17 protein-coding genes and 1 riboswitch are annotated in these 19,851 nt (G+C 45.7%); of the genes, 5 read left to right on the top strand and 12 right to left on the bottom strand.

The features are described 5' to 3' along the window. Nucleotides 1-124 precede the first annotated feature (124 nt). On the top strand, nucleotides 125-1,090 hold the full coding sequence (locus tag GC102_RS29810) for a cation diffusion facilitator family transporter (protein ID WP_171692734.1): 966 nt from the start codon (nucleotides 125-127) through the stop codon (nucleotides 1,088-1,090). Between the two features lie 60 nt (nucleotides 1,091-1,150). On the opposite strand, the gene GC102_RS29815 is transcribed toward GC102_RS29810, so the two are convergent. Beyond that, nucleotides 1,151-2,209 carry a LacI family DNA-binding transcriptional regulator gene (locus tag GC102_RS29815; protein WP_171692735.1) on the bottom strand — a complete coding sequence of 353 codons (1,059 nt, stop codon included), beginning with the start codon at nucleotides 2,207-2,209 and terminating at the stop codon, nucleotides 1,151-1,153. 186 nt (nucleotides 2,210-2,395) lie between these two features. Between GC102_RS29815 and GC102_RS29820 the strand changes: the two genes are divergently transcribed. Then, nucleotides 2,396-3,283, top strand: a complete 888-nt coding sequence (locus tag GC102_RS29820; RefSeq protein ID WP_171692736.1) for an EamA family transporter — start codon at nucleotides 2,396-2,398, stop codon at nucleotides 3,281-3,283. Nucleotides 3,284-3,513: 230 nt separating this feature from the next. Here GC102_RS29820 and GC102_RS29825 read toward each other — a convergent pair whose 3' ends face one another. From GC102_RS29825 to GC102_RS29835, 3 genes are read right to left on the bottom strand one after another with little or no spacing between them, the layout of a single operon-like run. After that, nucleotides 3,514-4,320, bottom strand: a complete 807-nt coding sequence (locus tag GC102_RS29825) for an ABC transporter ATP-binding protein (RefSeq protein WP_312883409.1) — start codon at nucleotides 4,318-4,320, stop codon at nucleotides 3,514-3,516. 3 nt (nucleotides 4,321-4,323) lie between these two features. Beyond that, the gene (locus tag GC102_RS29830; RefSeq protein WP_246321191.1) at nucleotides 4,324-5,142 is read right to left on the bottom strand and encodes an ABC transporter permease; all 819 of its coding nucleotides are present in this window, start codon (nucleotides 5,140-5,142) and stop codon (nucleotides 4,324-4,326) included. A 23-nt stretch (nucleotides 5,143-5,165) separates the two neighbouring features. Continuing rightward, on the bottom strand, nucleotides 5,166-6,185 hold the full coding sequence (locus GC102_RS29835) for an ABC transporter substrate-binding protein (protein ID WP_171692737.1): 1,020 nt from the start codon (nucleotides 6,183-6,185) through the stop codon (nucleotides 5,166-5,168). 64 nt (nucleotides 6,186-6,249) lie between these two features. Next, a riboswitch (guanidine-I (ykkC/yxkD leader) is annotated at nucleotides 6,250-6,358 on the bottom strand. Nucleotides 6,359-6,518: 160 nt separating this feature from the next. Between GC102_RS29835 and GC102_RS29840 the strand changes: the two genes are divergently transcribed. Beyond that, entirely contained in the window at nucleotides 6,519-6,704 is a 186-nt protein-coding gene (locus GC102_RS29840; RefSeq protein WP_171692738.1) for a hypothetical protein, read from the top strand. A gap of 638 nt (nucleotides 6,705-7,342) precedes the next feature. Here GC102_RS29840 and sdhB read toward each other — a convergent pair. Genes sdhB through GC102_RS29855 form a run of 3 tightly spaced genes read right to left on the bottom strand, consistent with a single transcriptional unit; the run spans nucleotide 7,343 to nucleotide 10,543 of the window. Then, nucleotides 7,343-8,107 (bottom strand): succinate dehydrogenase iron-sulfur subunit, encoded by a 765-nt coding sequence (sdhB, locus tag GC102_RS29845; RefSeq protein ID WP_047680827.1) that lies wholly within the window; start codon nucleotides 8,105-8,107, stop codon nucleotides 7,343-7,345. 2 nt (nucleotides 8,108-8,109) lie between these two features. Continuing rightward, a complete protein-coding gene (gene sdhA / locus GC102_RS29850; RefSeq protein ID WP_171641079.1) occupies nucleotides 8,110-9,873 on the bottom strand; it encodes a succinate dehydrogenase flavoprotein subunit in 1,764 nt (587 codons plus the stop codon). 16 nt (nucleotides 9,874-9,889) lie between these two features. Next, on the bottom strand, nucleotides 9,890-10,543 hold the full coding sequence (locus GC102_RS29855) for a succinate dehydrogenase cytochrome b558 subunit (protein WP_171641077.1): 654 nt from the start codon (nucleotides 10,541-10,543) through the stop codon (nucleotides 9,890-9,892). 288 nt (nucleotides 10,544-10,831) lie between these two features. Here GC102_RS29855 and GC102_RS29860 point away from each other — a divergent pair, with 288 nt between their 5' ends. Then, nucleotides 10,832-11,728 (top strand): LysR family transcriptional regulator, encoded by an 897-nt coding sequence (locus tag GC102_RS29860; RefSeq protein ID WP_171692739.1) that lies wholly within the window; start codon nucleotides 10,832-10,834, stop codon nucleotides 11,726-11,728. 49 nt (nucleotides 11,729-11,777) lie between these two features. Here the strand turns inward: GC102_RS29860 and GC102_RS29865 are convergent, their stop codons facing one another. From GC102_RS29865 to GC102_RS29880, 4 genes are all read right to left on the bottom strand, one after another. Next, on the bottom strand, nucleotides 11,778-12,515 hold the full coding sequence (locus GC102_RS29865; RefSeq protein ID WP_171692740.1) for a response regulator transcription factor: 738 nt from the start codon (nucleotides 12,513-12,515) through the stop codon (nucleotides 11,778-11,780). Nucleotides 12,516-12,608: 93 nt separating this feature from the next. Further along, on the bottom strand, nucleotides 12,609-13,859 hold the full coding sequence (locus GC102_RS29870) for a cation:proton antiporter (RefSeq protein WP_171692741.1): 1,251 nt from the start codon (nucleotides 13,857-13,859) through the stop codon (nucleotides 12,609-12,611). Continuing rightward, the gene (locus GC102_RS29875) at nucleotides 13,859-14,521 is read right to left on the bottom strand and encodes a potassium channel family protein (RefSeq protein WP_060647541.1); all 663 of its coding nucleotides are present in this window, start codon (nucleotides 14,519-14,521) and stop codon (nucleotides 13,859-13,861) included. The genes GC102_RS29870 and GC102_RS29875 overlap by 1 nt, the downstream gene beginning before the upstream one ends. Nucleotides 14,522-14,534: 13 nt before the next feature. Then, nucleotides 14,535-15,887, bottom strand: coding sequence for a TrkH family potassium uptake protein (locus GC102_RS29880; protein WP_171692742.1), 1,353 nt, complete (start codon nucleotides 15,885-15,887; stop codon nucleotides 14,535-14,537). Between the two features lie 275 nt (nucleotides 15,888-16,162). On the opposite strand from GC102_RS29880, the gene GC102_RS29885 reads away from it, so the two are divergent. Further along, nucleotides 16,163-17,734 (top strand): CPBP family intramembrane glutamic endopeptidase, encoded by a 1,572-nt coding sequence (locus GC102_RS29885; RefSeq protein ID WP_171692743.1) that lies wholly within the window; start codon nucleotides 16,163-16,165, stop codon nucleotides 17,732-17,734. Here GC102_RS29885 and uvrC read toward each other — a convergent pair. Continuing rightward, entirely contained in the window at nucleotides 17,694-19,691 is a 1,998-nt protein-coding gene (gene uvrC, locus GC102_RS29890; protein WP_171692744.1) for an excinuclease ABC subunit UvrC, read from the bottom strand. The genes GC102_RS29885 and uvrC overlap by 41 nt on opposite strands. Nucleotides 19,692-19,851 lie beyond the last annotated feature (160 nt).

Here is a 19,851-nt window from a genome sequence, read left to right on the forward strand (position 1 = left end):
TTACTATGCCCAACACTTGCCTCTCACGCTCTTCATATACTCTTTATACAAAATCAGTTGCACCTGACGAAGCTCTAGCATATAATTATCTTAATTAGAATTATTATAAACAAGGAGGAAACGTATGAGTATCGAATACGACTATCACCATCTCCATCATGTTAAAGAACAGAGCAAATCCAGAAAAACGTTATGGGTGACTCTCATACTGACCGCCTTTTTCACTATTGTAGAAATCGTAGGTGGGGTGCTCTCGAATTCCCTTGCTTTGCTATCCGACTCTGCTCATATGATCTCCGACGTCATCGCTTTGGGACTTAGTATGGTTGCTCTGAAGCTGGCTACTCGTCAGCCTAATGCGCGGTTCACCTTTGGTTTTCTGCGGTTTGAGATTATCGCTTCTTTTCTGAATGGATTAGCCCTCTGTATCATTGCTTTGGGAATTTTCATCGAGGGGATTCAACGTATCATTGACCCGCAGCCTATTCGCCTGGCTCTTATGCTTGGAATTGCTTCCATCGGTTTCGTTGTCAATCTTGTGCTTACATTGGTTCTCCATAACAGTGTGAAAGAGGAGGACAATCTGAATGTGAAAAGCGCGCTGTGGCACTTTTTCGGTGATTTACTCAGCTCGGTAGGTGTCATTATCTCTTCTATTATCATTTATTACACAGGTCTTCTCTTGTTTGATCCGCTGATTTCGATGGTCATTGGCGGCATTATTTTCATTGGTGGGAGCAAAATTATTCGAGAATCTTACCTGATTCTAATGGAGTCAGTGCCTGAACGCTTCAACTTAGATGAAATTCGCAGTGAGATCGCGCGTGTTGAAGGTGTTGAAGATGTGCATGAGATGCATCTGTGGGCGGTTTCGACCGATCACTACTCTTTAACTGCGCATGTGTTCATCAATCCTAACATTCAACCCTTCTGTGTTATTCTTGCGATTAATGAAACTCTGAAAAGTAAATATGGCATCGAGCACTCCACCATCCAAATTGAACACGCAGATATTAATCCACACGGGGATTATGGCAAAGAGTTCTTGAAGCATCAAAGACAAACGAATAGAAATGAGCTTCAAGTCTAATAAGCGATATACCAAAAAGACCGCTATACTTCTCATCTTAACGAGAGTATAACGGTCTTTTCATGTTGTTGTAGACTTCCGGACAATCATCTCCAAATCAATAAATAGCTCGTGTCCGTGAATATGCGGCAGGAACTCATCCAGCAGCTGTGTATTCTCCTCATCCAAGTCTTCGCCAATCTGCCTCATCAGAAAAGCGGCAACTAATCTCGTTTGCAGCTCGACAGGCATGTCGAAGCTTGTGATAGAGGGAAAGCTGGCCTTAGAAAACAGTTCATTGTCCATTCCAATCAACTGCACATCCTCTGGCACGCGAATGCCTCGCTCATGACACACAGCTAGAAGTTCCAACGCCAACGCATCATTAAAGGTGTAGATGCCGATAGGCCGCTGCTCGCCGCTTATGCGCAGAGCTTCCTCCAGTGTACCCTCGATACCGAGCTCTCCCGCATCCAGAAGCGCATGAACCGTCAAATTGGCCATATTTCCTAGCCCTGCCATAAACCCTTGAATACGCTGCTCATTGGCCCCCATCCCTTTACGCCTGCCGGCATAAATAATGGAGCGGCAGCCGCCCGCGAGAAAATGCTGGACAGCTTCCGTCGAAGCTTTCGCGAAATCCAAATTAACCGCCAGTTTGACGATGTCGCTAGGCCAGCCCCAGCCATTAAAGATAACCAGCGGCGTGCCCTCACCGACTAACTGCTGGGTCGATTGCATACTCATCGCTAAACCATGGCTTACTAAACCGTCTACTCTTCGCTGCAGCAAGTGCTCCAGGTGACGCTTCTCGATCACTGGATCCATACCCGCTGCTGAAAATACAGATAAATGGTAGCCGAAACTATGTACTTTCTGCTCCAGCTTCTCTGCAAATCGGCCATAATAGCCGCCGAAATGCGGTATGATAAGGCCTAACTCATAGGATCGACGCCGACTAAGGTTCGTTGCCATCACATTGCGGCGATAACCCAGTTGTACAACGGCCTCCTCCACTTTACGTATCGTCTCAGGTGACATCGGCACCTTTCTCCGATTCAAAACATTGGAAACCGTCGCAATGGAAACGCCTGCTTCGGAAGCAACATCGACTATGGTGGGCTGTTTACTTCTCTTCATAGGAAATCCCTCATTCTTGAAATGCTATAACTCATTTTATCGATAAGCAAATCGCTCGTCAAATTTCGATAATCTGTGCATTCCTACGGCAATTCGCTATAATGAATAGATTCGTGTATTCGAAAAATCAATTGCTTGGGGATACATGCAGCCCTATGAAAAGAAAACGTAAGGAGTTCACACATCATGTGGTTTATTGCTGCAGTCGGCAGTGCCGTACTATTTGGACTAACCGGCTTTTTTATGAAAGTGAGTCAGATGCGCCAAGGCTCTACACCGCATCTATTGCTCGGACTCTATCTCACAGGAACACTTGGCTTCGCAGTGAACAGTCTATGGGAAGGCTCCCTCTTCTTAGATGATTGGCGTGTTTGGTTAGCTGGCATCATCATTGGCGTGGGGTCAGGCTGGGGCAATGTCGTGTTCATGAAGGCGCTCGATAACGGTCCGGCAAGCTTGACAGCGCCGCTAATGAACTTAAATATTTTGCTAGTCATACTCATGTCCGTCACTATCTACGGTGAACGCTTACATAGCACGGAAGCCAGCGGCATCGTCCTGCTCATTGCTTCAGCGGTACTTGTATCCATAAAGCTCAAAGAGCCTCTCACCATCAAAGAGAAGAAATGGTTCGCACTCGTTGCGCTCGGCGGACTTCTGTTCTTCTTCCGCAACGGCGGCTTGAAAGTTACTGCCGAACTAGAGTTAGCAAATACGCCTATTCTATTCATCAGTTATCTGCTATCAGCATTTTGGTTCGCCATAGCCGCAGTTAGCCACACCAAGAAGCAGCAAAAGCCTGTCCAACAAGGTCTCATCACTACTTATGATGCGTTACCAAGTCGTACAGGACTTCTATGGGGGCTGCTTTCTGGCTGCTTCTCTTACGGTGGCCTTCAGCTTTACTCCGTCGCGCTGCAAATGGGGCCGGGATCCATCGTCGCGCCCATTTTCTCTACCTATGGACTAGTCGTCGTTGTCGGCTCTGTTCTGGTTTATAAAGAACGTCTTACCCTCTTGCAAACCATTGCCCTATTCCTTCTCTTTGCCGGTCTTATCCTGGTCAAACTATAGCGTCTAGCTTGTTTTTTTGTACGTAGATCCGTCTGTAGTCTGTGGTCTGCTCTTGCTGCTCCAGGATTCACAATTAGCTGATCTTTTTACATCTAAGTCTAGTAGCGGGACTGGGGTTGGGAATTCTCCGAGGGTCTGCCGTCTGCACTTGCCGTCCTCTAGGGAAACCACAATCCCCACCCCAAACGCAAAAAAACTCAGCCATTAAAGGCCAAGTCTCTTTCAATTCCTTACTCCTCATGATCCCCGATAAGCGAAATAATTTGCTTCTTCAGCTTAATAAACGACTCCGAATCTTTACAATCCAAATTCTCACGAAGTCCTTGCGGAATCACGATTTCTTGGCGAATCCTTCCCGGATGCGCCTGCATCACATACACGCGTTGTGATAAGAAGATAGCTTCCTCGATGTCATGAGTAATGAAAACGACGGTGGTTTTTTCCTTTTCCCAAATACGCAATAACAGCTCCTGCATCGAATTCTTCGTCTGCGGATCGAGTGCGCCGAATGGCTCATCCATCAGCAGGACTTCCGGATTGTTCGCCAAGGCCCGAGCGATAGCGACCCGCTGCTTCATACCGCCCGAAAGCTCCTTCGGCAGCGATCTAGCGAACTTTTGAAGTCCGACGAGCTCCATAAAGTGATCGGAAATGGCCCTCTTTTCGAATAAAGGAACGCCTTTAAGCGTCAGTCCGAACTCAATATTCTCCCTCACAGAAAGCCACGGGAATAACGTGTATGACTGAAATACCATCCCACGGTCAGCTCCAGGACCATCAATCTCATGACCGGAAATGCTTAACGAACCTGTCGTCAATGGCTCTAAACCAGCAAGAATTCTGAGCAAAGAGGACTTACCACAACCCGACGGACCTACAAAACTAACAAACTCATGTGCATCCACATGGAATGAAACACGATCCAACGCAACAAACTGGGATTTCTTCGTGCTATACACCTTCGTTACATCCGTCGCCGTAATTTTACTCACAGACACAGCTCTGTCATCTGAGGGCTCCATATTCAAAGCATACATATTTTAACGCCCTCCTTCCAACCACGGGAAAAATCTGCGGTGACAATAAGCAAATGTGCGGTCCGTTAGCAATCCAAGCAAGCCAATGGCGATAATTCCTACGAAGATCAAATCCGTATTGAGGAACCGCTGCGCTTTCATAATGGAGAACCCTAGTCCGCTGCTAGCCGCAACCAGCTCTGCTACAACGAGATATGTCCAAGCCCAACCGATGATTAAACGCATGGTATTCATTAAATCCGGTAGTAGAGCAGGAATAAGCACCCTCTCGATGACTTGCCAGCGGTTCGCACCAAGGGTATAGGAGGTTTGAAGCAAATCATTGGATACCGAACGTGTATTATCGGCAACCATCAGCATGAGCTGGAAGAAGCAGCCGATGAAGATGACGATCACCTTCGCCCACTCACCAATCCCTGCCCAAACCATAATGAGTGGGATGAAAGCCGTCGCAGGCATATACCGGATAAACTCTGTCGGAGGAACAAGCAGCGCTTCAGCGAAACGAAACGTACCGGCCAGAATGCCAAGCGGAATACCCAGTAAACAAGCAAGCAGAAAGCCCGCCCCTACTCGAAAAATACTTATACCAACATGGTTCCAGAAGACAGAACTCTGAAGTTGAATGGCAAACTGACGAAGTACTTGATCCGGTGTAGGTAAGAACGTACGATTTACAAAGCCGCCATAGCTGAGCACACTCCAGAAGAGCAAAGCTATCACAACAATGAGCACGACACCGGATGTATAGGTTCTACGGCTAATATCTCCCCGTATGGCAAACAAAGTTGATTTGCGCTTTTTTTTCACCATGGTGTCCATTTAGAGCCCTCGCTCTCCAGTTGTTATTTCTTACGTTCCTTCAGCACTTCTTCTACAAAGTGTCCATCTAAAAAACTTTCCGCTTTCGGAATAGAAGTCAGCATATCTAATCCCTTTAAGAACTCGGCTGTCTTTTGCGAAGTGAAGTGTAGAGATTCTAAGTTATCACCCTTTTGGAAAGCTTTCACATTATCTTCAAGTTGGAAAATTTTCACGCTATCCACGCCAGCTTTATATTCATCAACCGGCGTCTCCGCCGCTTTGGCCATAATTTTCAAAGACTCTTCAGGATTGGCTTTCCAGTAATCCAAAGCATCGAACCAAGCGTTGATAATTTTTTTCACATCTTCCGGACGATTCTTCGTTATTTCTTCTTTGAAAACTAGCAGATCAGGGATAAGTCCGGGTGTATCCTTTGAGGAAAATAATAGCTTGCCTTTGCCCTCTTGAATCGCCTTACTTAGGAATGGCTCCCATAGTACCGCGGCATCCAGGTTACCTGAAATGAAAGCAGGCCCTGCATCGTTAACCGTCATATTCGTATAAGCAACATCTTTCTCCGCAAGCCCCGCCTTTTCAAGTGCGGTTAACATCAGAAGGTGATCAACCGTTCCCAGCTCAGTCGCTACTTTCTTACCCTTCAAATCCTTCAATGAATTAATGCTCGGCTTCGCAACAACACCGTCTCCGCCATTGGAGTTATCATTCACTAGCACAGCCTTGAGTTTAATCCCTTTACTTGCTGGAGCAAGCGTATCGCTTAAGGTCTGGCTGTTCGCATCGACTTTCCCAGACGCCAATGCCGATAAGGAATCGCTATATACCGGGAACCAAACGAGATCAACGTTAACCCCATTTTTCTCAAAGAACCCCTTTTCCTTCACTAAATACCACACAAACCAACCCGGCCATGGACTGAGTGCCAATTTAATTGGTTCTCCGCTTTTACCTGTTGTGCTAGTTGCCCCTTTGCTCGTACATCCGCTAACTACTGTAAAAATCAATAGCAACGCCATCATCAGAAATACCACTCTTTGTCTCATTCCGATCTCCCTCTCCATTTGTACTGGTAAAAAGAAAAACCCGGAACGATATCATATTCTGATATCCTCCCGGGCTTTTATCCCTCCGTGTGCACGATGAAGCTCACCGTGTGTCTTCTCTTGGACCTGACCAACAGCCTTCATTCTGTCGCGGAACCCTAGAAAACAAGTTTGCTATGAGGTTTGGTACTTCGATGTCTTACATTTGTCTTAATCATACTTACATCTGACTTATATGTCAATATATATAACATAAATAAATAATGAGTTGTCAAAACAGCTATACGTGTAATATTATATAACACATAGAACGACAAAACGGAGGTGTATACGATGTACTCGATTCATTTCCACATCACCATGTTAGATAATCAACCTATTCTACCTAAACCTGTTGTATTAACGGGACCTTCTGTTTCTGAACAACAAGAAGGACACGCGTTTTCCGAGCATCCTCTCCTGATTTCCCCTATAAATAATCAAGCAGCCACTCAAGCTGATAGCCTGCCCGCTGACTAGCCTCACAATCCTACGAAGACCATTAGGGCGATCCTCCTGATGGTCTTTTTCTGTATGTTGAGTTTCCATCGGATATACCCAATTCTCCCTCACATCGGGCGACTTAAAGGCTAATTTGTTTGCAATAAAAGAGACTGTCGATATGCTTTCTCTAATGCGGATCCATGGACACCTGCTTTCGGTTATGAAGTCATCATTCGGAAACAAAGTACATGTAAATGGGCATCCGTGGTTAGCAGTGTTGTATTTTCTGCAACAATTCCCGCTCCCAAAGGCCATTTGGCGGGTTGAAGTTGTAGTTCGTACAACATTTTGACCCCATTTGTTGCGAAACGGCCTGTTTATGGATGAATTGTTGTACATTATGCAACAAAGTAGGGAGAGAGGCGCGATATAGGTAGAAATTGTTGTAATTTATACAACATCTTCCATCGATAGTCTGGATGAATTTATCTAGCTACCTCAAGCGAGCGTATATGACGATGGATTCCGATATAAGACACCTCAGTGTAGAACAAAATGGAATGAATGAAATCCGTGGTTGCAGTGTCGGAGGTCTAGATGAATACTTCTGGCGCTAAAAAAAGCCCGATACCCTGAAGATCAGGGTATCGAGCTTTATCCTTATTAAGCGAAGTTTACACGCCTAACCATTTTTTGAACATATGTTTCGTTGTATCTGCATTCAGTGCTGCGATAGAAGTCGTAAGCGGAATGCCTTTCGGACAGGAGCGTACGCAGTTCTGCGAGTTACCGCAGCCTTCGATACCGCCATCTGTCATCAACGTATCCAGACGCTCGTCTTTGTTCATTTCACCCGTTGGATGCGCATTGAACAGACGAACTTGAGAAAGTGCTGATGGCCCGATAAAGGAGTTCTTGTCATTCACGTTCGGACAAGCCTCAAGACAAACGCCGCATGTCATACATTTGGAAAGCTCGTAAGCCCATTGACGCTTCGACTCCGCCATACGTGGTCCTGGTCCAAGATCATACGTACCGTCGATCGGAACCCATGCTTTGACTTTCTTCAAAGCCGTGAACATGCGTCCACGATCGATAACAAGGTCACGCATAACAGGGAAAGTGCTCATTGGAGCTACGCGAATCGGCTGCTCCAGCTTATCAACAAGAGCCGAACAAGCTTGACGCGGCTTTCCGTTGATAACCATGGAACATGCTCCGCATACTTCCTCGAGACAGTTGGATTCCCAGCATACAGGTGTCGTCTTGTCACCTTTGGCATTCTTCGGATTACGCTGTACTTCCATCAAACCGCTGATGACATTCATATTGGAGCGATAAGGAATTTCAAATTCCTCGGTATAAGGTTTGGAATCTGGACTCTCTTGACGAGTCACGATAAACTTCACTGTCTTTTGTGCGCTTAGTGTCTCAGCCATGATTAATGTCCTCCCTTTTTCTTCTCCGTGGAGTAATCACGCTTCCGCGGTGCAATCAAAGATACATCGATTTCTTCATAGCTGATTTTCGGACCATCTGGCGTCCAATCGGCAATTGTTGTTTTCATGAAGTTCTCATCATCACGCTCAGTGAATTCTGGCTTGTAATGCGCACCGCGGCTCTCGTTACGCAGCAAAGCGCCAAGTGTCATCGCTTCAGCCAATTCGAACATGTTCCAAAGCTGACGCGTGAACGCCACCCCTTGATTGTTCCAACGAGCTGTATCTGTGATGTTGATGTTGTTGTATCTTTCTTTCAAATCCTTGATCTTACCAATTGTATCTTCGAGACGATCATTGTAACGAACAACCGTCATGTTGGCATTCATCATGTCGCCAAGCTCTTTATGCAGAACGTAAGCATTCTCCGTACCGTTGTTCATTTTGAGCAAGTTCTCATAACGATCTGTATGACGTTTCTTCTCGCGATCGTATACGATCGAGGAAGTATCATCAGCGTGCTTCTCTAAGCCGCGGATATACTCAACCGCTTTAGGACCGGAAACCATTCCATCATAGATGGCCGAAACGAGTGAGTTCGCTCCGAGACGGTTCGCACCGTGATGTTGGTACTCACACTCACCAGCAGCGAATAAGCCAGGAATATTCGTCATCATGTTGTAATCGACCCAAATTCCGCCCATGGAATAGTGAACCGCAGGGAAAATCTTCATCGGAATTTTACGCGGATCGTCGCCCATGAATTTCTCGTAGATTTCCATAATACCGCCAAGCTTAATATCAAGCTCCTTCGGATCTTTATGAGAAAGATCGAGGTAAACCATGTTCTCGCCATTGATACCAAGCTTCTGGTCTACGCACACCGAGAAGATCTCGCGAGTTGCAATATCACGTGGCACCAAGTTACCGTATGCTGGATATTTCTCTTCGAGGAAGTACCAAGGCTTCCCGTCTTTGTAAGTCCAAATACGTCCGCCTTCACCACGCGCAGATTCAGACATCAAGCGAAGCTTGTCATCTCCAGGAATCGCCGTTGGGTGAATTTGAATCATTTCGCCATTCGCATATTTAACGCCTTGTTGGTAAACAGCACTTGCTGCCGTACCTGTATTAATAACCGAGTTCGTTGTTTTGCCGAAAATAATACCAGGACCGCCTGTAGCCAAGATGACCGCATCGGATGGGAATGTTTGAATTTCCATACTACGCAAATCCTGAGCGGCAATACCACGGCATACGCCATCATCATCGAGAACGGAACCTAGGAACTCCCAATGCTCGAATTTCGTTACAAGACCAGCTGTTTCCCAGCGGCGTACTTGCTCATCAAGTGCATACAAAAGCTGCTGCCCTGTAGTAGCGCCTGCGAATGCCGTACGATGATATTTGGTACCGCCGAAACGACGGAAGTCGAGAAGACCTTCTGGTGTACGGTTGAACATAACACCCATGCGGTCCATTAAGTGAATAATGCCTGGAGCCGCATCGCACAAAGCTTTAACAGGTGGTTGATTCGCTAAGAAATCTCCACCGTAAACTGTATCATCAAAGTGCTCCCACGTGGAGTCACCTTCACCCTTCGTATTCACCGCTCCGTTAATGCCGCCTTGCGCACATACGGAATGGGAACGTTTAACAGGGACCAAAGAGAACAATTGCACGTGAACTCCGGCCTCTGCTGCTTTAATTGTCGCCATGAGTCCCGCAAGGCCTCCACCGACGACGATAACTTTTGAATTAGCCACTTCTGTTCACCCTCCCTTATTTCCCCGTATGCGCTTCTACCGGAAGCTGAAATTGCGTATCTGTAAATGCAGTCAAAGACATAATAAACATCACGGCCATGACAACGAACAAAGCCATCCAGATGATGGATGAAAAACGCTGCGCGCGCGGTCCAATTGTAATTCCCCAGCTAACCAAGAACGACCACATGCCGTTACAGAAATGGAATGCTGCGGAAAGTGTACCGATGACATAGATTGTAAACATAACCGGGTTCGTCGCGATATCATGCATCGTCCGGCCAAGCTCTTCATGCGCTACGTTACCGAATGCAACCTGCAAGCGGGTCTCGAAGAAATGCCAAGCAACGAACAAGAATGTAATCACACCAGTAACACGTTGAAGCATGAACATTTGATTACGGAAGTAACCATACTGCGACACGTTGTTACGTGCTTGATACGCTACGTACAGACCATAGACCGCATGATAAAGAAGCGGTATCCAGATTCCGAAGATTTCTAGAAACAGCACCAATGGCAAGCCATTTAACCAGTTAATTTGATCCACGAACGCGCCTGGTCCCTTTGTTGCTTCATAGTTCGTGAGCAAATGCTCAATAAGAAAGAAGCCCACAGGAATTACGCCAAGCAAAGAGTGGATCTTTCGAAAGTAATACGAATTACCCATAATTGAACCAATTCCCCCCTCATAAAAATTCATTCATCATTTATCCGACATTATCAGACAAGACAAGCCACATACCATTGTACTCTCGCCGCAAACGAGCGTCAACCCATAATCATCCAAGCCTATTTTGCCAAATCAGTGAATGATTATACACCTTCGTCCAAGAAATGTGAATAAAAAGTGACATGTACATCGTACCTCTTTCACACTTATAATGGAAGTGCCGTTTTTTTATATACACTTATAACTTAAACACATATACTAAGCGCAAAAGGAGTCGATAGAAGCATGGAACTTTTGGATGTTTTCGCTGTTGTTGTCGAACAAGTAAGCCTCAATAAAGCATCTCAGCTACTTAACATCTCTCAACCGGCTCTCTCTCGCAAAATAATGAAACTCGAGGAAGAGCTGGGCGTTGAACTCTTTATCCGCAAAGGGAAAAGGCTGGAGCTGACCAAAGTCGGTCAAATTTGCTATGACCATGCCTTAGAACTGCGCCATCTAGAGCGCAAGTTCAAGCAAGCGATCCAAACCTACAAAGCAGCGGGCAGCCACACTTCGATTACCATAGGAGCAAGCCTGACAACGCTGCAAACAACGCTCCCTGATCTCATCACAGACTACTTGCAGGATTACCCGCTGACAGAAATTAAGCTGCTTACGGGGAAGACGCACGAGATCGTTACGATGGCGAAAGAAAACAAAGTGGATATCGGCATCGTTGCTTCCCAGATTAATGCTTCCAGCCTTCATTGTGAGCCTTTATTCGATGATCACTTATGTCTGGTGCTTCCTCTAGGACATGCTCTTATCGATCACACTACCATCACAATGAACGATTTAAATGATTTGCCGATGATCCTCTTCTCCAAAGGTACTTGGTATCGCATTTTGATGGATGAGCTGTTCAACCGTTATACCATATTACCCAATGTACAAATGGAGATCGACTCCTTCGAAGCCATCATCCGACTCGTTTCAACCTGCAAAACGGCAACCTTGCTTCCAAGATCCTATTTACGTGAAGATTTGATTCGTAATAATGAATTGATTTTGCGCAATCTGGTCGAGTTAGAACAGACGAAACGAACGACTTCCCTCATTTACTCCGACCATACAGCGGATAATATGGCGTCTATGAAGTTTATAACTCAAGCGATCAATTACTTCGCTAAGCAAAAATAAAACCTCTATGCCACACATCCTAGAAGGTGCTGAGGCAAGAGGTTCTTTTCTAATAAACAAATTTGTAGCCTACACCCCAAACCGTCCGAATCCACTTAGGTTCTTTGGGATTGTCCTCGATCTTTTTACGAAGGTTAGCAATATGTACATCAATGGCCCGATCCGTAACTAAACAGTCAAATCCGCGAACCGTTTGCAGTAAATCTTCTCGGCTATATACGCGGCCTGGATGCTTCACGAAGCATTTCATAATTTCGAATTCCGAATAAGTCGTCTCTACCAAAACACCATGAACACGCATAGAGCGCGTATTCGGATTGAGCGTAATCTTCTTATCGATATCCAAAACTGCCTCTAATACCGCAGTTGTTGATCCTCCAACTGCTTCCATTACTTGACGAGTATTCACACTCGATTTCAAATACAAGTTGGAGCGCCGAATGAGAGCGTGAACTCTCGCACTCATCTCGTGCATACTGAACGGTTTACACATATAGTCATCCGCACCTGCCCCGAGCGCGTTAACTCGTTCAACAACTTTACTTTTCATCGAGACGATCATAATAGGTATTTTTGAGGTTTCCCGAACTTGTCTGCATAATGCAAGACCGTCCATATCAGGCAGCATCAGATCAAGCAAAATGACATCTGGATCAAACTGGGAGACAGCTGCAATGCCTTCTGCCCCATTCGGCTTTCTTATGACATGAAATCCTTCTTCACTTAAATACATAGTGACCATATCGCCGACCATGGCATCGTCTTCAATTATTAATACCTTATACATGGGGAGTCCACCTTCAGTTAGAAATTCTCTTGTTGTATATGTACTCGCAAATTTATTAATTGAATAGTCGAATGGTGATCAAAGAAATTTATTTTAATCATGGTTGTCGGGATCGTCGGGCTTTATTTCAAGACCCAGTTTACGCGCCACATAAGCAGTTGTACTTGCTTGAAACAAAATGGTTATAAGCACGGCCATAAACGTAACGCTGGCAATAAGCTCACTATGCTTAACGCCCATTCCAGCTACCATTCCGGATAACGCCGCGGGTATAACACCTGTCTCTCGAACCCAGAACATGAACAGAATTTCATTTCGTTTCCACTTCGCTTTACGATCCGGCCAAGTACAGATCAGAACCGTAAGCGGGCGCGCGATAAACATAAATACAAAGATAACACCTAAGCTTGTCCAGAAATGCTCAAGGATTAATGGGAAGTTCACTTGACTGCCTAGTAAGATGAAAATGAGCATGCGCATGATGACGGTAATATTTTCTGAAAAATGCTCCATTTCAAGCTGTTTATCATTCATTTCCAGCTTAAAAGTACCCGCATTCCCCCAGATCAATCCTGCTGTAAAGGTCGCCATAAAACCACTTACACCTAATGCTTCTCCCGCGATATAAGCACCAAGTGAAGTCACAACCATCGCTATCGTAGCGTAGTCTCTTAGATGACCCAGCTTCAAATGAGCCGTCAGGAACGTCATCACATAACCAATTATCGCACCAACTAGAAGCCCACCCAGTGCTGTCTTCACAAAATCAATGACACCCGAAGCAACAGAAACCTCTTGTGTGCCAAGTATAATCGCTAATAAAGAAAAAGTTAGTATCGAAGCCGTCGCGTCATTAAAAGCAGATTCACTTTCAACCGTTTCACGCACTTTCGGGCGGATCTTCACTTGTTTAAACACTGGGATCAGGGTTGCAGGATCTGTTGAAGCAATAATCGCTCCCAGCAATAGCGCATAAAGCCAAGGCAAATCCAGCAGCAAATGAGCGACTACTGCCACTGCACCGCATGTGATAAGAACGCCAGGAACGCTGAGTAAACTTACAGTAAGCCATACCTTGCGAAGACCAGAGAGTCTGATATTGCGTCCTCCATCGAAGAGGATTAAGGTAGAGCCAATGACAAGGATGAATTGATTCGTAAAAGATGTGCTGGACTCGGTAATCCAATGAAAGGCTTGTCCCACCAGCATACCCGCAATGAGAAATAGAGCAACGTCAGGAAGCTTCAACCATTGCGCTGCTTTCCCAGATATCATGCCCAATCCAAAAATAAGCACAAGTAAAATGATAACATGATCAATTAGGATCGAGGTTGTATTTTCCATTACCCGATGACTTCACTTTCAAATTTATCAATTTGATTGTTGGTTCCGATGATGACCATCACATCATTCTCATTCACGACATCGCCCGCCGTTGGTGCAATGATAATCCCATTTTGTTTATTGATAGCCACAATGCTGCAGCCATACTTAGCACGAGGGTCCAGCTCTCTGAGAGCAAAGCCACATAGATTCTTAGGGACAGATAATTCCACGATCGTGTACTCTTTGGAAATCTCAATATAGTCCAGAAGGTTAGGTGATACCAGTTGATGTGCAACACGAATTCCCATATCTCTCTCCGGATAAATCACACGGTCAACACCTAGCTTATTCAGTACTTTGCCATGCAATTCGGACAATGCCTTAGCGACAACCTTTTTGATCCCCAAATCTTTAAGAACAATGGCCGCTAGGATACTCGATTGAATATCATCCCCAATGGCTACAACAGCGCAGTCGAAATTTCGTACGCCTAATGACTTCAATACCTCTTCATCCGTCGCATCCGCAACTACCGTATGGGTAAGCACAGAACTCAGCTCATCAACGACTTCTTCATCTTTATCAATACCCAACACTTCATAACCAAGCTTTATGAGTTCTTTGGAAATACTGGCCCCAAAACGACCCAGCCCGATTACGACATATTGATTTTTTTTCATATTTCTACTTCCCCTATCCAATCGTGATTTTACCCTCTGGGTATCTATATAATTCTTTCTCTTGCTTCGGCTGCAGAGCATAGGCTAATGTGATAGGCCCAAGACGCCCAGCAAACATCGTCAAACTTATGAGAATTTTCCCAAATGTTGTTAATTCAGGAGTCAAACCCATAGTCAAACCTACAGTACCGAAGGCGGATGTCACTTCAAACAAAATTTTCAAAAACTGTGAATCCTCCGTCGTCGATAACAGCATAGTGACAATAATAACTAAAAACAGAGCCATCATGGTTAAGGTAATAGCCTTGAGAATACGATCCTTAGCCAAACGATAACGGAAAATGACAATATCCTCTTTCCCACGGATCATCGTCACTATAGCACTAATTAGAATCATAAATGTAGTTGTTTTAATACCTCCGCCTGTAGAGCCGGGTGAAGCACCGATAAACATAAGAATAACAATGAAAAATTGAGAAGCTTGACGAAGAGCTCCAATATCTACCGTATTCGGACCGGCTGTACGCGGGGCAACGGATTGAAAGAAAGAAGCTAATACTTTGCCTCCCATATCAAGTGAACCCATGGTTCTGTTATTTGTAAATTCGAATATAAAGATGACAAGGGCTCCAAACACAATAAGAAAACCCGTCATGCTAAGCACAACTTTGGAATGCAGGGAAAGCTTCTTCTTAGTCTTATAGTCCATCAAATCGGACATAACAATGAATCCGATACCCCCGAGCACAATAAGCGCCATTACAACGAAGTTCACCACGAAATCATCGGCATAGGCTGTAAAGGAAACAAATGGTGCATCGACAGTTCCAAACAAATCGAAACCAGCGTTATTAAACATCGATATGGCATGCCAAATCCCGAAGTAAAGGGCTTTCGGAAAACCCAAATCAAACGTCCAACGAATCGTTAAAATCACGGCTGCAATGGCTTCAATTGATAATGAATAAATAATAACTTTACGAATAAGTCGTACGATACCTTCCATACTGCCTTGGTTAAAAGCCTCTTGAAGAACTAGCCGTTCTTTTAACGTGATTTTTTTACGGAAGGCAAAAGCGATTAAAGTCGACATCGTCATGAAACCCAAGCCGCCAATTTGAATCAAGCTCACTATGACGATCTGCCCAAACATCGTGTAGGTGCTCCCTGTATCCACTACGACCAAACCCGTCACACACGTAGCCGAAGTCGCTGTAAACAACGCATCAATGAAAGCAATAGAATGTCCGGTTGCCGAAGCAAAGGGAAGTGTCAAAAGCCCTGCTCCTAAGAAAATAATAGCTGCAAATCCGAGAACGAGAATTTGTGGAGGCGTCAATCGCCAAATATTCATTTTTTTAATCATAGTGCCTCCTGTATTTACAAAAAAGACATAAGGATTTCCAATACGTTAACGGTAGGGTTCCCCCGTTATTATTTAGAAATTCCGAACGTTACCCAATTGATAGGTATTATATAATTGTTTTTAATTCTTTACCACTAAATTGGCTTTCTTTTTAAACTATGATAACGTGAAAGATGTGATTTCAGAATCGAGAATGTAGAAGGGAACTCACTATGATCAGGCCAAAATTAAATCGTTTTCTCCTCTTCCTTGCATGCATTGGAGTTGCCCTTTACTTGGGAATATCCGCATTGTACGGACTTCAGGCCGAAGAACCGTCAGCAGCAGACAATCCAACAATTACGAAGCAGCAGGCTGCGGATCGCGCAGCTCAATTTGTAAGTGAGCGTTACGATGTGCATAACCCGAAAACCTTTGTTGTTTATCAGTCCAAGAAGGATCGCAGCGGTTATTTGCAAAAGGAGCATTTGTTAGAAGCTTATATGAAGGATTATGGGGAACGTTACCCCATAGATTACTATCAAGTAAGCGTAGAAGATCCCAAGACCAACCGTCAGTTTGAAGTTGAGATTAATTACACGAATGCATCTGTTATTGGATGGCGTGAAACGCAAAATCCCTCCGATCAGGCAATCATCAGTAAGCAGAAAGCAGACATTTTGGCCAAGCAGGAAATTCGGAAGCAAGGATTTGAGCCGGATGACTTCGCACCCATAGATAAACGGACCGCCGAAGACGAGCGAGCACATGGAACAACCTTATTTTATGAAAAACAAACGAAACCGCTTGGTGAAGCAAAGTTACAGGTTCGAGTTGATTTCGATGATAAAAATCTGACCGGTTATAACGTGCTGTTCAGCTTACCGGCGTCGCATCAAATCTGGATCGATCAGCAGGATCGCTCCGCATCTATCATGACTTGGATTTCCATGGGCTTCACACTCATCATGACCATTGCCGCGATTGTATTCGCCATCATCTATAGAAAACATATGAAATTCAGTAGAGGGCTGCTTTTGACAGCCATTTTCTTAGCCATTTATATCACCAACAATTTTAATATGTACCCTGCTTTTAGGTCTATGAGTGGAGCTCTGAACGATGAATTCGCAACATGGGCAGCTATTATTTTCATGAATGTAGTGACTGTGTTGCTCGGCATATCTCTCTACCTAGCTTTAGTAGCAGGTAACGGATTGTGGAATTCAATCGGAGCGCGGAAATGGCCTGCTTGGAAAGAATCATCATTTGGGACTGAGGTTTATAACGGCATGGGGCGCGGCTATTTGCTTGCTCTCTTCATTTTAGGCGTTCAGCAGGTGCTCTTTTACACAGGTGAAGTAAATTTTGATGTTTGGGCTGTGAACGATCCGTCCGATTCAGTTCTTAATATGGTAGAACCTCGCTTCTTCCCTCTTATGGCTTGGGTTGCTGCCATATCTGAAGAGGCGACCTACCGACTGCTCGGCATCATTCTATTCAAGAAGCTGTTTCGCTCAAACTTTATTGCAATTGTTATTCCCAGCGTGATCTGGGCGGCCAGTCACACTCAGTATCCCATTTATCCAGTCTATACTCGGCTAATCGAGGTCACCATCATAGGCATTATTCTTGGTTATGTCTTCCTTAAGTACGGTTTCATTACCGCCGTATTCGCTCATGCCTGCATGGACAGCATCCTCATGGGGATGTCCCTCTTCTACCTCGGACATGTAAGCGATGTGCTTGCTGGCATTTTCTATATTGTTCTGCCTGGTTTGATTGGCTTGCTGCTAGCCTGGCTGCATGGAAAAAGGCGGGGTCCCCTTATTCCTGGGGAGCCGCCGCCTCGCCTTGAAGCGCTTTGAGAATTTCGTTAGCTAATTTCTCACCTATACCCAGAGGCTTGAAGTCTTGGACTTCAGCCTCTTTTATTTTGCGTACGGAACCAAAGTGCTTAAGCAATGCCTTCCGACGTTTCTCGCCTATGCCAGGAATCGCGTCCAGCTGTGAAACAACCATCGACTTCGCCCTAGTTTCGCGGTGGAACGTAATCGCGAATCGGTGAACCTCGTCTTGAATCCGCTGCAGCAGGTAAAACTCTTGGCTGTCACGCGGCAATGGCACAACTTCTGCAGGATCTCCGATCATGAGCTGCGCTGTTTTGTGCTTCGCATCTTTTACGAGTCCACAGATCGGAATGAATAGGCCTAATTCATTCTCAAGCACGTCTATGGCTGCTGAGATCTGCCCTTTCCCACCGTCCACGACAATCAGGTCAGGCATCGTGAGATTGTCCTTAAGTACGCGCTCGTACCTCCGACGTATGACCTCGCGCATTGTTTCGTAGTCATCCGGGCCAACGACCGTTTTGACTTTGTACTTGCGGTACTCCTTACGATCCGGCCTGCCGTCCACGAAGACGACCATCGCAGAAACCGGGTTCGTCCCTTGTATGTTCGAGTTATCGAAAGCTTCGATACGGCGAATCGTTCCCGTGCCGAGCCACTCTCCAAGATTCTCGACCGCTTTGGTCGTGCGACGTTCATCGCGCTCCACCAAGCGAAATTTCTCATCCAGTGCATTGCGGGCGTTGTCTTTGGCCATATCGACCATTTGCTTCTTCAGCCCTCGCTGCGGGATATGCACCTTGACCTTGAGCCAGGATTCCAGTGCTTCGCGGACATCCTTCTCTTCAGCCTCTACCTGAGCAACAACTTCCGCAGGGATTTCCGCAGGGGTGTCAATTGTGGCTTCAGTGGGAGCTTCGGCAATGACATCTGTAGGTACAGCTGTAGGCTTATCGGCATTTCCTTCGGCCCCCGTCATGGGAGCAACAACCGCTTGTACGGGTATCGACGGCAGGAAGATCTCCTTCGGCAGCGCCGGATTGTCGCTGTAGACCTGAGTAACGTAGGTGATGAAGTCGTTGTACTCATCACCATAATACGGAAATAGCGATACGTGCCGCTCGATGAGCTTGCCCTGACGCATGTATTGGATGTGCACAGCCATCCAGCCCTTGTCGACCGCGTAACCGAAGACATCTCGGTCTAGCGCATCAGCCGTCGTGATCTTCTGTTTCTCCATCACGGCGTCGATGTTCATGATATGATCGCGCAGTTCCTTGGCGCGCTCGAAGTTCAGTTCCTCCGCTGCGGCCAGCATTTTGGTCGTCAGCTCTTCCTTAATAACGTCGTGTCCCCCGTTCAGGAAACGGCTGATCTCTTGCACCATCCGCTCGTTCGTCTCGGCGGTTACGTCGAATTCGCAAGGCGCCAGACACTGCCCGATATGATAGTATAGGCATACTTTCTCGGGCATCGTCTTGCACTTGCGCAGTGGATAAAGCCGGTCCAGCAGCTTCTTCGTCTGCTGGGCAGCAAAGGCATTCGGATAAGGGCCGAAGTACTTGCCCTTATCTTTAAACACCCGCCGCGTGACTTCTAGGCGCGGCTGCTCTTCATGTGTAATCTTGATGTACGGGAACGTCTTATCATCCTTCAGGAGTACGTTGTACCGCGGATGATGCTGCTTAATCAGATTACACTCAAGAATCAAAGCCTCCATGTTAGAGGAGGTAATTATATATTCAAAGTCGCGGATTTCGCTGACTAGTTTTTGCGTCTTTGCACTGTGGCTCCCCGTGAAATAGGAGCGCACACGATTCTTCAGAACTTTCGCTTTTCCCACATAAATGATGGTACCTTCGCGGTTTTTCATGATATAACAGCCTGGTTTATCCGGTAATAAGCTCAGCTTGTGTTTGATTACTTCCAGACTCTGTTCGCGGACTCCAGCGTCCTCTTGCTCATGCTCGGTCATGTATCCATCTCCTCTCGCACAAAAACTTACACCATATTTCCTCGTTAATTTCGGGAGTTCCTAAGTTCCCTAAACCTAAGTTCCTAAGTCCTTAAGTCCTTAAGTTCCTAAGTTCCATGTTGCACTGCGTACAACATTTTCACCTCAGGGCAAGCCATTC

This window comes from Paenibacillus germinis, assembly GCF_013141785.1.
GTDB classification, from domain to species: Bacteria; Bacillota; Bacilli; order Paenibacillales; family NBRC-103111; genus Paenibacillus_E; species Paenibacillus_E phytorum.